At 36.8% G+C, this 14677-nt stretch carries 14 protein-coding genes; 8 read left to right on the top strand and 6 right to left on the bottom strand.

What is annotated here, in order from left to right; all coding sequences use genetic code 11:
* The first annotated feature begins 191 nt into the window (after positions 1-191).
* The gene (locus G504_RS0108090; protein ID WP_019669658.1) at positions 192-569 is read left to right on the top strand and encodes a DoxX family protein; all 378 of its coding nucleotides are present in this window, start codon (positions 192-194) and stop codon (positions 567-569) included.
* Between the two features lie 5 nt (positions 570-574).
* Here G504_RS0108090 and holA read toward each other — a convergent pair whose 3' ends face one another.
* Positions 575-1579: a DNA polymerase III subunit delta gene (gene holA / locus G504_RS0108085; protein ID WP_019669657.1), complete on the bottom strand. Its 1005-nt coding sequence runs from the start codon at positions 1577-1579 to the stop codon at positions 575-577.
* Between the two features lie 26 nt (positions 1580-1605).
* Between holA and G504_RS0108080 the strand changes: the two genes are divergently transcribed.
* The 3 genes from G504_RS0108080 to G504_RS0108070 all read left to right on the top strand — a co-directional run bounded on the left by G504_RS0108080 (position 1606) and on the right by G504_RS0108070 (position 4016).
* Positions 1606-2052: a type I restriction enzyme HsdR N-terminal domain-containing protein gene (locus G504_RS0108080; RefSeq protein WP_019669656.1), complete on the top strand. Its 447-nt coding sequence runs from the start codon at positions 1606-1608 to the stop codon at positions 2050-2052.
* 12 nt (positions 2053-2064) lie between these two features.
* Positions 2065-3066 (top strand): glycosyltransferase family 2 protein, encoded by a 1002-nt coding sequence (locus G504_RS0108075; RefSeq protein WP_019669655.1) that lies wholly within the window; start codon positions 2065-2067, stop codon positions 3064-3066.
* Positions 3067-3164: 98 nt separating this feature from the next.
* A complete protein-coding gene (locus G504_RS0108070) occupies positions 3165-4016 on the top strand; it encodes an OmpA/MotB family protein (protein ID WP_019669654.1) in 852 nt (283 codons plus the stop codon).
* Positions 4017-4067: 51 nt separating this feature from the next.
* Here G504_RS0108070 and G504_RS0108065 read toward each other — a convergent pair whose 3' ends face one another.
* The 3 genes from G504_RS0108065 to G504_RS0108055 form a co-directional block, all read right to left on the bottom strand.
* On the bottom strand, positions 4068-4688 hold the full coding sequence (locus G504_RS0108065; protein WP_019669653.1) for an L-threonylcarbamoyladenylate synthase: 621 nt from the start codon (positions 4686-4688) through the stop codon (positions 4068-4070).
* 64 nt (positions 4689-4752) lie between these two features.
* Positions 4753-5628: a glycoside hydrolase family 16 protein gene (locus G504_RS0108060; RefSeq protein ID WP_019669652.1), complete on the bottom strand. Its 876-nt coding sequence runs from the start codon at positions 5626-5628 to the stop codon at positions 4753-4755.
* Between the two features lie 93 nt (positions 5629-5721).
* Positions 5722-8070, bottom strand: coding sequence for an ATP-dependent helicase (locus G504_RS0108055; protein ID WP_019669651.1), 2349 nt, complete (start codon positions 8068-8070; stop codon positions 5722-5724).
* 127 nt (positions 8071-8197) lie between these two features.
* Here G504_RS0108055 and G504_RS0108050 point away from each other — a divergent pair, with 127 nt between their 5' ends.
* The 4 genes from G504_RS0108050 to G504_RS0108035 all read left to right on the top strand — a co-directional run bounded on the left by G504_RS0108050 (position 8198) and on the right by G504_RS0108035 (position 11600).
* Entirely contained in the window at positions 8198-8743 is a 546-nt protein-coding gene (locus G504_RS0108050) for a DsrE family protein (protein ID WP_157473138.1), read from the top strand.
* Between the two features lie 4 nt (positions 8744-8747).
* Complete coding sequence (locus G504_RS0108045; RefSeq protein ID WP_026348463.1) at positions 8748-10028, top strand: amidohydrolase; 1281 nt, start codon at positions 8748-8750, stop codon at positions 10026-10028.
* A 161-nt stretch (positions 10029-10189) separates the two neighbouring features.
* Complete coding sequence (locus G504_RS0108040; RefSeq protein WP_019669648.1) at positions 10190-10963, top strand: OmpA family protein; 774 nt, start codon at positions 10190-10192, stop codon at positions 10961-10963.
* Between the two features lie 118 nt (positions 10964-11081).
* A complete protein-coding gene (locus G504_RS0108035; protein ID WP_019669647.1) occupies positions 11082-11600 on the top strand; it encodes a DUF7935 family protein in 519 nt (172 codons plus the stop codon).
* A gap of 19 nt (positions 11601-11619) precedes the next feature.
* Here the strand turns inward: G504_RS0108035 and G504_RS0108030 are convergent, their stop codons facing one another.
* A complete protein-coding gene (locus tag G504_RS0108030; RefSeq protein WP_019669646.1) occupies positions 11620-12528 on the bottom strand; it encodes a patatin-like phospholipase family protein in 909 nt (302 codons plus the stop codon).
* Positions 12525-14615 (bottom strand): M1 family metallopeptidase, encoded by a 2091-nt coding sequence (locus G504_RS0108025; protein WP_019669645.1) that lies wholly within the window; start codon positions 14613-14615, stop codon positions 12525-12527. Before G504_RS0108025 ends, G504_RS0108030 begins: the two co-directional genes overlap by 4 nt.
* Positions 14616-14677: the final 62 nt, after the last annotated feature.

Here is a 14677-nt window from a genome sequence, read left to right as displayed (position 1 = left end):
TACCTGGTTTATAAAGTCAAAGATTTTATTAAGTCAAACCGGTATTATTACTTAGCCTGTATTTTCAATTGTGATTTATAAATAGGGGCTTCTTTATTGCAATTGGCTATCTCGTTTTTAAAGGACTATCACAACCATATAATTATGATTTAGTAAAAAAAGCTTAATTTAGAACTCCAATCTTAAAATGAATGACTAAAAAACTTAAAAGTGATATTGGCCTGGCGTTGCTCAGAATTTTGTCCTCTGCTTTTCTTTTGTCACATGGTATTCCAAAATTACAAAAACTATTGGGTGGCGATTTTCAATTTGCCGACCCAATTGGGATAGGCCCTACTCCTTCTCTGTTTATTACAACAATTGGGGAGGTTATCTGCCCTATTCTTGTCATTATTGGTTATAAAACCCGTTGGGCAGCCTTGCCAATTGTTATTATAATGGCCGTTGCGGCATTTATTGTACATGGTCCGGATCCCTTCGGAAGGAAAGAAATGGCGCTGATCTATTTGGTCATTTTTGTTGCGATAATCCTACTTGGGCCGGGTCGCTATAGTATAGATAAAAAATAAATTTGCTAGATTATCTTTACCAGGAGTTCTTTCAGAAGATCAGCATGAGAAATATTATATGCCCCTACCCCTTTTCCTTTTAAGTCCAATTCCCTTAAATACGTAATAATATTGCTAACTCGTTTCATTGGATAATTTCTGGAAGCAGTTTGAAACTCACTAACAAAATATGGGTTAATACGCAGGGCGGAAGATACATTTTTGGGAGAATGGTCCGCTAATCCATGGTACTGAAGCAACTGTGTAAAAAAATTATGCAGAAGACTCACCGTAACAACAAAAGGATTATCCTTTGGGTTTTGGGCAAAATAATTTATAATTCGCGTAGCTTTAACAACATTTCTTTCTCCTATCGCTTTTTTTAATTCAAAATTATTATAGTCTTTGCTTATACCAATGTGCTTTTCAATAAGAGCGGGGTCAATTTCGGTTTTATCCGGCAGTAGTAATTGTAATTTTTCCAATTCATTATTTATTCTGCTGAGATCTGTCCCCAGGTACTCAACCAGCAGAATTGCTGCTTTATGTGAAATAGCATAGCCTTTCTGTTTTAACATGAGCCTTATCCAATCTGAAACTTGATTTTCATATAGCTTTTTGCTTTCAAAAATGACATTACCATTGGCAAGAAGAGTTTTGTGTAATTTTTTCCGCTTGTCTAACTTCTTATATTTATAACAAAATACAAGTACAGTTGAAGTTTGCGGGTTTTTGGCATAAGGGCATAAGTCTTCAATATTTCTTGATAAATGTTGGGCCTCTTTCACAATTACAACTTGCTTTTCTGACATCATTGGGTATCTTTTGGCATTCGCCAAAACCTGTTCTAATGAGGTTTCCTTACCGTATAGCACCATTTGATTAAACCCTTTCTCTTCCGAAGTTAGAACATTATCACTGATAAACTGAGCTATTTTATCAATGTAATAGGGCTCGTCACCCATTAAAAAATATATAGGGCTTATGATGCCGGTTCGGATGCTATTTACAATCTGCTTTACTTCTTCCATCCAAAAAAAATTGCCAAATTTGTCCCATGTTATCTCTCAACTTTCCGAGTTACCCTTTCAGATTCAAAAGTAGCGAAAATAAGCAGCAGATTTTTGATATTATACGCAAAAAGTTTGTAAGCCTCCAGCCGGAAGAATGGGTTCGACAGCATGTAATTCATTTTCTTACAATGGATAAGAAATATCCAACCTCTTTAATTAATGTTGAAAAAACTTTGTCATTAAATGGTTTAAAAAAACGATATGATGTAGTAGTTTTCAATACGGATGGTAGTATCCATATTTTGGTAGAATGTAAATCACCAAATATCAAAATCTCACAGGTAGTTTTCGATCAGATCGCTCGCTATAATCTGAAAATGCAGTCGGAATACCTCATGGTGTCCAATGGTTTGGATCATTTTTATTGTAAAATGAACTATGAAGAAGAAAAATATTCTTTTTTAAGGCAAATTCCTGATTTTAGCCGTTAATTTGCAACCGTTTTGAAATTTGCGATCGTCATACTTAATTGGAATGGAGAAGCCCTCCTGGAGCGATACTTACCTCTGGTGGTTAAATATTCCGGTGATGCCGATATTTATGTAGCAGATAACGCCTCTACGGATGGCTCTGTAGCATTTGTGCGGCAAAACTTTCCCAATGTAAACCTAATACAAAATAGTTCAAACAACGGATTTGCCAAAGGATATAATGACGCTTTAAAAGAGGTTGATGCAGATATATATTGCCTTTTAAATTCCGATGTGGAAGTTACCCCCGGCTGGCTGGAACCGGTAAAAGAAACGTTTCTGAAACTTCCCGAAGCTTCGATAATTCAACCTAAGATTCTCGACTTATTACGTAGAGATTATTTTGAATATGCAGGAGCTTGTGGTGGATTTTTAGATAAGTTTGGATACCCGTTCTGCAGGGGCCGTATTTTCCAGGCGATAGAAAAGGACGAAGGACAGTACGATGACACTATTGAAATTTTTTGGGCAACAGGCGCCTGTATGTTTATTAAAAGTGACGTCTTTCACGCCCTGGGTGGATTTGATGAGGATTATTTTGCACATCAGGAAGAAGTGGATTTATGTTGGCGGGCACAAAATAAAGGATTAAAGATCTACTATGTTGGAGCATCGCACATATACCATCTTGGAGGTTCAACACTCAGCAATATGAACCCCAAAAAAACCTTTTTAAATTTCAGAAACTCCCTCTATTCAATAACTAAAAATCTTCCCAGAAAAAAGGCCTTTCCCATAGTTTTTATACGCCTGATCCTGGATGGTATCGCCGCTATTCGATTTATTATCCAATTAAAGCCCGCTCATTGTTGGGCTATTCTCAGGGCACATTTGAGCTATTACAGGCATTTTGTTAAAATGTATCGAAAAAGGGAAAAAGCCAATTTTGTCACAAAGTATTATAAAACAAAATCCATTGTATGGTCCTATTTCGTAGATCATATAAGAAATTTTAACATTTTAGTAAAAGATTAACTAATTTTGAAAATTAAAGGAAATCAAATGTTATAATTTTACCTTGTATTAATTGGAAGGTGATTTAAACAAATAATTAATTTTATATAAACAGTATTATGAAAAAACTTATTCTAGGCTTTTTAGGAATGGCAGTTCTTCTGTCATCTTGCGTATCTCAGAAGAAATATGCTGAATTGGAGACTAAACAAAAAGAAACTCAGGATCTTTTAAATTCAGCGACAGTGAAGTTAAATTCCTGTCTTGAAGAAAAGGCTACTGCAGACGCTCGGTTACAAACACTGACTGATCAAAATGCTTTTCTCAAAGCAAATAATCAGGAACTGATAAATAATATGGGTAACCTTACTACGCTAACAACTAAGGGTGCAGAAAACCTTGAGAAATCTTTAGAGAGCCTACAGGAAAAAGATCTTACCATCCGTAAGTTACAGAACGCCATAACAAGAAGAGACTCGGTTAACCTGGCATTGGTTCAAAGCCTGAAAGGAGTTTTGGGTAATCTTGATGATGAGGATATAGAAATCAGTGTTGAAAAGGGTGTAGTTTTCGTTTCAATATCTGACAAGTTATTATTCAGCAGCGGAAGCTATAATCTTACCGCAAGAGCCAAAGAAGTCTTAGGCAAGGTTGCTAAGGTTGTAAATAATAAACCAGACTTTGAATTTATGGTTGAAGGACATACTGATGATGTTCCTTACAGAAAAGGTGTGTTATTAGATAATTGGGATTTAAGTGTAAAAAGATCAACTGCTGTTGTGCGTGTTTTACAGAACGATTATGGCGTAGATCCTACTAGAATGACAGCTGCTGGTAGAGCTGAGTATATTCCGATTTCTCAAACAGAAAAGTCTAAAAACAGAAGAACAAGAATTGTTGTCCTTCCGAAAATTGATCAGTTTTATAGCATGATCGAGGAAGGCATGAAAGATCCCGCGATCAACGATTAAAATTCATTTATAATAAATTTAAAAAAAACCGCGGTTAAGAACCGCGGTTTTTTATATAATATTTGGGTCTCCCTTCCCTGCCCTGATTACTTCTGGTTCATCTCCTGACAGATCTATAACTGTGGATGCTAAATTACCCCCATAACCGCCATCAATTACAACATCTACCAAATTTTGCCATTTTTCAAATATCAATTCTGGATCCGTTGTATATTCTAAAAGCTCATCTTCATCTCGAATGGAAGTAGAAATAATAGGATTACCCAGACCCATAACAAGAGCCCTTGCAATATTATTATCAGGAACCCTTATCCCTACCGTTTTTCTTTTCTTAAATACTTTGGGTAATTTGCTGCTGCCGGGCAAGACAAAAGTATATGGACCGGGCAGGGCGCGTTTAAGGATTTTAAATGTTGGAGTATCTAATTGCCTGACATAATCGGCTAGATTACTAAGGTCTGCACAAACAAATGACCAGTAGGCCTTTTCCAGTTTAATTCCCTTAATTCGGGCAATTTTTTCCATAGCCTTTGTGTTGGTAATGTCACAGCCTAGTCCATAAACGGTATCCGTAGGGTATATAATTAAGCCTCCTTTTTGAAGGATAGATACCACCTTATTAATTTCTTTTGGATTAGGGTTCTGCTCATATATCTTAATGAATTCGGCCATTTACTTAAAAGATATTTAAAGGAATAATAATTAGTGGTTAATGCTCCAATATTAAACCGGAATATTACTTTACCTGATAAACCCTTACATAGTCTACCTCCATAATTGCCGGAAAAATACTATTGTCAACACCTTCTAATCCTCCCCAATCACCTCCCACAGCAATATTCATTAAAAAGTAGAATGATCCTGAAAAAGGCCAGTTATCCGCATTGGAAATAGCCGGGCGAGGAAATAGAAGCTTAATATTATCTATATCGTCTATATAAAATTTCAAGTATTTGTCTGTCCACAGAATTCCATAATTATGAAATTCTTCTTCTATAGTCTCCAGAAAAACCGGACCGGAAGTTACCTGGGTTCCGTCCTTATGATTGTTAGCAACACTGTGAATGGAAAAATGGGTCTGATTAGGATCAAAACTTACGTACTCCATAATATCTATTTCACCACATGCAGGCCATCCGGCAGTTTGAATGTTTGAACCCAGCATCCATAAAGCCGGCCATAAACCATTGCCTTTATGTTCCGGAATTTTTGCCCTGATCTCCATTCTGCCATATTTAAAACTGGATCTACTGTTTAATCTGGCAGAAGTGTAACCCACAGTTCCGGGAGTTAGCTCTGTTTTCTTTGCTATTATTTTTAATGTTCCATCACTTACCAGTACATTTTCGTCTTCCGTATAATTCTGAAGTTCATTATTGCCCCAACCATTAGACCCCGTCTCACTAACCCAATTCTCCCTTGATAACAAATCTCCATCAAATTCATCCTGCCAAACCAAAACCGCCTTATCCCAATATTCAGGTGCATTCACATCCTGAACACCACCAATATCTCTAGGTGCGGATGCCTCTCCCTGATTTTCTTCTTGTGCACTGCTCTTACTGCAACCTGTCAGGAAAACTACAAAAAGAATAATTATCTTCTTATACATAAAATGACATAATTAAAGATTCTTTTCAAATATAACATGAAATAATCATGGATTAGCAATAACACTCTTAATGGAGCAATGCCTGCCTAAATATCAATTTCTATTTGCGTTAGACGAATTACCAATTATTTCAAGCTTTGCAAATCTAAGCAGCAACTTTTTTATATCTCCCTTTTCAAATTGTATTTCTGCTTTCTTGTCGTTGCCTGCTCCTTCTACCCTCAATACCTTGCCACGGCCAAAACGGGTATGATTTACCAAAGCCCCAGCTGATAGATTTGGATCTAAAGGGTTGCTATTTCCAATAGGTTTGGCTAATTCCGGTTTAAGTTTTCTAAGTCTTCGTAATTGATTTTCATTTGGTTTTTTTATTCCGGGCGGAACACCATTTTCCGGCTTGGTCGTTCGAAGTTTAGACTTATCAATTTCTCCAAAAATATCAGTATTTATCAAGGGTTTATACCGATATGAATCTACAGGAGTAAGGTTCTCCATATATCTGTCCTCAATTTCTTCAATAAAACGACTGGGTTCGGCATCAATTAATTTACCCCAGCGATATCGGTTTTGCGTATAGGTTAAATATGCCTGTTCCTCGGCACGGGTCAGAGCCACATAAAATAGCCTGCGCTCCTCTTCCAATTCACTTCTTGTATTCATGCTCATTGCAGAAGGGAAAAGATCCTCTTCCATACCAACTATATAAACAAATGGAAACTCCAAACCTTTTGCAAGGTGAATGGTCATTAGGGCAACACGATCCTCATCGCTTGTGTCTTTATCTAAATCCGTGGCCAGGGCCACATCTTCCAGAAACTCCGTTAGATCTCCTTTTGCATCTGCCAATTCCCTTTGCCCTTCTACAAAGTCTTTGATACCATTTAGTAATTCCTCTATATTCTCCATACGGGCAATACCCTCAGGGGTCCCATCTTTCTTGAATTCAAGGAGTATGCCTGTTTTCCTGGCAACATGCTCGGCCAGGGTAAAGGCATCTGCACTATTGTTCATTATTTGAAAACTCTTAATCATATTGGTGAAATCTTCGAGTTTTCTTTTCGTGCCAGAATTAATTTTTAAATCAATTTTATCCAAATTTTCCATTACTTCAAAAATAGATTTTGAGTAATGATTTGCCGCCACCGTCAGCCTATCCACTGTGGTTTGCCCAATTCCACGAGTAGGGAAATTTATAACTCTTTTTAAGGCCTCTTCATCCTTTGGGTTGATTACCAACCTAAGATAAGATAACAAGTCCTTGATTTCTTTTCGCTGATAAAAGGAAAGTCCCCCATAGATCCTGTACGGAATATCTCTTTTACGCAAGGCATCTTCTATTGCACGAGATTGGGAATTTGTTCGATAAAGCACTGCAAAATCACTATTTAAACGTTGGTTTTGCATTTTGTTTTCAAAAATGGAACCTGCCACATATCTTCCTTCTTCAGCATCTGTGATACTTCTGTGAAGTTTTATTTTTGTGCCCTCATCATTAGCTGTCCACACAACTTTTTCCAGTTGATTCTTATTATTCGCAATAATAGAATTTGCAGCATTGACTATGTTTTTGGTAGATCTGTAATTTTGTTCTAACCTATAAACCGCAACATCGTCATAATCTCTTTGAAAGTTCAGGATATTTGTGATATTGGCGCCCCTGAATGAGTAAATACTCTGGGCGTCATCACCCACAACACAAATATTCTGAAACCGGTCTGCAAGAGCTTTTACAATCAGATACTGTGAGTGGTTGGTATCCTGATACTCGTCTACGAGAATATAACGGAACCGTTCCTGATATTTCATTAAAACTTCCGGGAAACGGCTCAATAATTCATTGGTCCGTAAAAGCAAATCATCAAAATCCATTGCTCCTGCCTTAAAACACCTGTCCACATAATTTTGATAAATATCCCCTAATCTTGGACGCTTGGCCATGGCATCTGCTTCCATTAATTCGGGATTCTGGAAATAAGCTTTTACCGTAATTAAGCTGTTTTTGTAAGATGAAATACGATTCTGAATTTGTTTGTATTTATAAATATCCTTATCTAATCCCATCTCCTTAATTATCGATGAAATTAATCGCTGTGAATCCTGGGTGTCATAAATAGTATAATTACTTGGATATCCTAATTTATCCCCGTCATATCGAAGCAAACGGGCAAAAATGGAATGAAATGTACCCATCCATAAATTCTTTGTTTCAGAGCTTCCGGCAATATCAGCGATTCGCTTCTTCATTTCCCTTGCGGCCTTATTTGTAAATGTGAGAGCCAGAATATTAAATGGATCAACACCTTGCCCCATTAAATGAGCAATTCTGTAGGTAAGTACCCTGGTTTTGCCCGAACCGGCACCTGCAATAACCATTAGGGGTCCCTCCTTGTGTAAAACAGGACCCTTTTGGGCATCATTTAATTCATCCAGAAATGTATTCAAAACATTGGTATTTTATGGTGTGAATTTAGCCATAATTAACCTCAGGAAAAAGTGAGGAACATTATTTATGTACTTTGACTTCGTATTTTAGACAATTTGAATATATTTAGAAATTCTAATGAACTATATGGTAAAAATCATTTTTTTATGTCTCTCAAGTGTCCTACTGCTGTTCTGCACGCCTCTTTGTTCACAAATAAAAGAATCTGGCCCCATTATTACAGGATATGGAGAGGTTTGGAGCATTGAGAACCCAGATTTCAAAACCTATCCCTCGAAAGAATACAAGGCGGTATTTGATATTATGAATACCCCTGAAACTCCTGATCAATTGAACAGAAGCATTGAAACTGCGGCTCGCTTTCTAAATATGCATGCACAAAGTGGCGTACCACTTTCAAATTTAAAAATTGCACTTGTGGTTCACAATATGGCTACTAAAGATCTTTTGAAAAATTCAGAATACAGAAGTCGGTTCGATACGGACAATCCGAATGAAGAATTAATTAAAAAACTTTTGGATGCCGGAGTTACAGTTGTGCTTTGCGGTCAATCGTCAATTGCTCGTAATGTACCTGTTTCAGATACTATTGATGGCGTTGAGTTGGCTTTATCTGCCATGACGGCATTAATTCAGCTGCAGGATGATGGTTATCGACTAATAAAATTTTAATACTATGAAAAACTTAATTTGTACACTATTTCTACTTATTGGAACAATGGTTCTGGCCCAGGGAACCGATTTATCCGATGATTATAATCGTATTGAAGAAAAAGTGATTAGGTGGAGAAGGGAAATACACCAGAATCCGGAGTTATCCAATCGCGAGTTTAAGACTGCGGAAAAAATTGCCGCACATTTAAATTCATTGGGCATTGCCGTGCAGACCGGAGTAGCGCATACCGGAGTTGTTGGAATTTTAAAAGGGGGACAACCTGGAAAAGTTCTGGCACTACGGGCAGACATTGATGCATTACCGGTGACTGAGCGCAATGATCTTGCATTTAAGTCTACGGTCACATCTGAATTTCTTGGGGAACAGGTGGGTGTTATGCATGCCTGCGGACATGATACGCACACCGCTATATTAATGGGCGTTGCCGAGGTTTTATCGAAAAACAAAGACAAGGTAAAAGGTACGGTAAAGTTTATTTTTCAACCGGCGGAGGAAGGAGCTCCTCCCGGGGAAGAGGGTGGTGCGCTGTTGATGATCAAGGAGGGTGTTTTAAAAAACCCTGATGTAGATGCAATTTTTGGATTGCATATTAAATCTGAAATCCCGGCAGGTGTTATTCGATATAAGTCGGGTGGTACAATGGCTGCCGCACAGCGTTTTGTGATCAATGTAAAAGGAAAACAAAGTCACGGTTCCCAACCATGGCTAGGTGTTGATCCTATCCTTATTAGTGCCAAAATAATTGATGGATTGCAAACAATCATTAGCAGAGAATCTGATCTTACGAATGAAGCGGCAGTTATCTCAGTTGGCAAAATTAAAAGCGGGGTTCGCTTTAATATTATACCGGAAAGTGCAGAACTAATTGGAACTATCCGCACCCTGGACTACGACATGCAAAAAATGATCAATCGCAGAATGGAGGAAATGGTCCCTGCAATAGCCAAAGCTTATGGCGGTGATGCCACAATAGATATTAAATCATCAACTGCCATTACATACAATGATCCGGATCTGGTAGTTAAAATGTTGCCTACCATGCAACGTGTTGGTGGCAAGGAAAATATTCAAATTCAAAAAGCTATTACTGGTGCCGAGGATTTTTCTTATTTTCAGGAAGAAATCCCTGGTTTTTTCTTTTTCTTAGGTGGAATGACACCCGGAACTACTGAATCATTCCCTCATCATACCCCGGATTTTATTATTGATGACAGCGGATTGATTTTGGGAGTAAAAACACTTACGGAAATGAGTCTTGATTACCTGAATATGACTAATTGAAATAATTTCAACGGTAAAGAATAAAACATTATTTGGATAACTTACCTGTTTTGAAATACAATTAATTCACAAAGACAAATTGGTAAATATTTAAATAGACTATTTTTGTGTTTCATTTAAAGAAAAATATATTCCTGTTTTATAATTAATTTATAATATCCATGATTAGAATTACGCTATCATTAGTTTTTTTATTGCTGCTTGGAAGTACGTTGCACGCTCAGAATAAGAAGGAACTTATAGCCCAGGTTAACAGTTTGAATGCCGAATTGGAAAGTATTAAGGCTGAACTTATAGAATCTAAAAAAAATGAAAAAATAAGCCAGGCCAGAGCAGATTCCTTTGAAAGCCAATTGAAAGGTCTGGAAGAGAATAACGCTACATTACTGGAAAATCTAAATAACTTTACGGGGCAGGCTAGTCAAAGACAGGACAAGCTTAGTGTTGTCATGGAGGCCCTGAGGAAGAAAGAAGGAGAGTTGAAGTTTATTAATGACGCTTTGACTAGCAATGATTCAATTTCTTTACTGGTACTTACTAATTTCAAGCAAACACTTGGTGAAAACGCAAATATTAAAGTAGAAAGTGGTGCCGTAACGGTAATCCTTGATAATACCACTTTGTTTGGTGCTGACCCAAACAGTATTATACTAGATGGAGCTGCTACCGAAATACTCAACAAAATAGCCGGAGTTGTTAAGGCAAATCCTGAAATGGCTGTAACCCTTGAATTCCACACAGAGGATGATAACAGCTGGGAAAATGTATATTCTAAGGCTGCGGCTGTCACTGCCATTATCGGAAATACGGCTGAAATAAAGCCAGAAAGAATCGGAGTGTCCAGAAAAACCGATCTGGCTAAATCTTTGTTTATCAGGCTACATCCCGACTTTAATTTGTTCTACCTAAGGTTAAGACAAAATATGAAGAAATAAAAGCAGGCATGCTCTTGCATTGTTTAAATACAGCTTGCTTAAAGAGATAAAAACATAGCTATAATTTTTTGAATATTCTAGCGTTCTACATCCATAAACCAAACTAAATTACCAAAACATGACTGGGGACGGAATTTTTCAACTTTTCGCATTTTTATTGCCTGCTGTGGTTACGGGAGCCGTAGCTTTCTATTTCTTTAGATTACATACAAGAAATGAGGAAGGTCGCAGAAGGTTTTTACTTCATAAAGATTCTCAAAAAAATGCCATGCCGATACGCTTACAGGCCTATGAGCGTATGGCTCTGTTTTTAGAACGCATCGCAATACCAAGTCTTGTAGTAAGAGTAAGACCAAAATCTGCGGATAAAAATGCATATGAACAATTATTGATCCGGACTATTGAAAACGAATTCGATCACAATTTATCCCAACAGATCTACATGAGTGACGATTGTTGGAATATTATAAAGGCTGCTAAAAACGCAACCATTCAAGCTATAAGAAAAGCCGGTATGTCTGAATCTGACTCTGCTGATAAATTGCGTGAAGACATTCTAAATGAAACTATGGAAAAACAATCTCCTTCTGCAACGGCGCTCGCCTTTGTAAAAAAGGAAATTGGAGAAATCTGGTAATTTTCTGATAGTATATAAATTATTGTTCCGGTTCAATAGCACTTAGTTCCACATTTTTAGTTCTTGCAAAATCATAACCTTTTTCCCACCAGGAAGTCATTTTCTCTTTGTCGAAGATTAGTGAATTTGTTGTTAATACGGTTGGTGTATAATAAAAATTGATTATTGCATTGTTATTATTGGCAACGAACTTACCAATCCGGATATTCTGACGTTCAATTCTATCTAACATAAATGCAAACATACTGGTAAGTAGTGAAAACGCATTTTTAGAGGGCATCCTGTTAAAATGAGTCACTTCAGTATGCAAAATAATTGCATCTACCTCTGTAGCACCTCTCATAATCGCTTCTTCAATAGGAACCATACTTCCAAGGCCTCCATCAGCATATTCGCATCCTGCTTTTCGGACCAGGCTCATGAAAGGTGTGTAATTGCATGAAATCCAAATCCATTCACAAAAATCATCGTACTCAAAATCCTTAATAGACTTATATTCTACGGTATTTAAAGAGAGATTGGATACTGTAACTACTATATCTTTCTGATCAGATTTAAGAATTTCAAATTCCTCAGGTGTTAATGTATTTTTTATAAGCTTCAATAAATTATGGCTCTCCCCAAAGGTTCGGCTTCCCTTGTAGAAATTCTTCAGCACATTCCAATGGTTGATACCAATATTGGCAACGCCATATTTTTTTTGAATTACAAATGGACAATTACTGAAGATGCTGTCCTGATCTACTGAGGTATAAACTTCTTTAATTTTTTCAATCTTTTGCATTGCCAGGTGTGAAATAAGCAAGCTTCCGGTTGATGTTCCGAGAAAGAGGTCGTATTTATGATTTAGTTCCTGCATCAGGTATTGGGCAACGCCGCCGGCAAAAGCGCCCTTGCTACCTCCACCGGATATTACTAAAGCTCTCATTCTACTTCCATTTTACTTTGTATATAACGCAATTCTTTTCCCTTTAGTTCTTTTGACAATTCGAGTAATCGTTGTTTTTGTTTGTCATCTTTCAATAACTTTTCTATAAGGTTCCTGGCGAAATTTCTGAATTGCCATGAATGATGAACCGATGCATTTACCAAATCTTTCAGGTTTTGATCTGTCAAAGGAAAAACCTCAGAAATCAGGGAAAATGCATTTTGCCTTACCTCAAAAGGATTAATCATAGAAGTATACCCGAATAATTCCCCGGTATAATTTGTCTTCTGTGCTTCTCTTAAATAATCTCGTGTTAATACTGCCAATAACAACCATAACATACGGACATTTTTATCAGGAAGACCAATGATACCTTTGGTTTTTTCCAAATAGGCTATTCTGTCTTCCGGAAAGGATACCCACAAACGGTATAGCGCATTTTCAATTGTAATATAACTTTTATCTTCCAATAAAGTTTCAAATTGTTTTTTTAAGCCTGAAGGTATTCTATCCGTTGTAATACATAAAGACTGCCTTATCTTCAAATCTTTTGTATCAAAAGCATCCGTGATAAAGCTTTCAGATAAGGATTTATGATAGTCTAAGATGATATTTTGTCTTAACCCGGACGATAAATCACTACGCCATACCTTACTTATAATTTCTTCATTCCCCGCATTACTCGACATTAATTCAGTTTGAAGATTAAAATAGGTTTGCAAATCTGCAGAAGATGATGCAAGCATTAATTTTAACTCCTCAAATGGAAATTGTGTGTCTTTCAGCCAGGTTTGCACAAATTCATCCAGGTCTGATTCGCTTGCCAATTCCATCTCTGAGATAAAATCCGATATTGTGACATTTGAAAACTGATATTTTTTAAGATAGGCCATTATACCTTGTTTAAAAAACTTATCGCCAACTTTTATTCGCAATACATGAAGGGCCAGGGCCCCTTTTTCATAAAATGTCAAACTACTTGCTTTTGGATCTGTCAACGCTTCTCCTTTCCCCTGGTTGTTTAAGCGTTGAACCCGTTTGGCAGATTCGTAAAGTTTCCAATAAAAATAATCGTTGCCAAATAGTTCTTTTTCTGCGAGCAGGGCGTAGTACGATGCAAAGCCCTCATGGAGCCAGTGATGATTACTGTCCGTTTCTGTAACCAGATTTCCAAACCACTGGTGCGCCATTTCATGAGCATTCACATTTACATAATTCTTATCTATAAAATCTATACTGTCTATTATGTATGCATCAGAAAAAATAGTAGTACCTGTATTTTCCATCCCTGCATATAAAAAATCACGAACAGGTATCTGTTTGTAATTTTGCCACGGATAGTCAATCCCGATCTCTTCCGATAGGAAATCAAATATTTCGCTGGTATACCTGTAGGTAGGCTCCACTTTTAAGCTATCCCATGGATAATAATAAAGCTCCATAGGTATTCCATTTTTAGCTATAAGTTTCTTACGGTCGTATTGCCCTATGGCAAAAGCCAGAAGATAACTACTCATTGGGCTTTTCATATCAAAAAACCAGGTTTTAAGTGAATCCTTTAAATATGTATCCTTTAATTTTCCATTAGCAATTACTTCATAGTCCTTGTCAAAAGTGAGTTTGAGATCAAACTCAACCTTCTCGTTCATATCATCAAAACTAGGGAGCCAATGACTTGTATATTTTCCCTGGCCCTGCGTCCATATTTGATTATTATTTGAAATGGAATCTTCCCAACCCAGAAAGTAAACCGTTTGCTTGGGAATTGTGTAATAGTCCAGAGTTAAGTTATACGATTTACCTGCTTTGAGTTTTTTATAAAGAACTATTCTATCCTTTGTATTTGTATGATGAACTTTTTTACCATTAACCAATACAGAGGAAAATTTCATATTTTTTGCGTCTAAAAAAACTGAATCTGTCTTCTCCAGAACATTAAACCAATAGGTTACCTCGCCATTTAAACTTTTATCCGAAGAATCGGGAATTATATGAATAGCTGCTCTATAAAAATCTACTGAGGGTTGAGCCTGACTAAACATAAAGCCCGAAAAAAGAAATGCTAAAAGTGAATTAATAAAGTTCATAGTAGATAATTAACTATTCTCTGACCAAATTTAGCAATTTGCGGTATTGCAGTATTATGCCG

The sequence above is a fragment of the Eudoraea adriatica DSM 19308 genome (genome assembly GCF_000382125.1).
GTDB lineage: Bacteria > Bacteroidota > Bacteroidia > Flavobacteriales > Flavobacteriaceae > Eudoraea > Eudoraea adriatica.
This window is presented reverse-complemented; position numbering and strand designations above follow the sequence as displayed.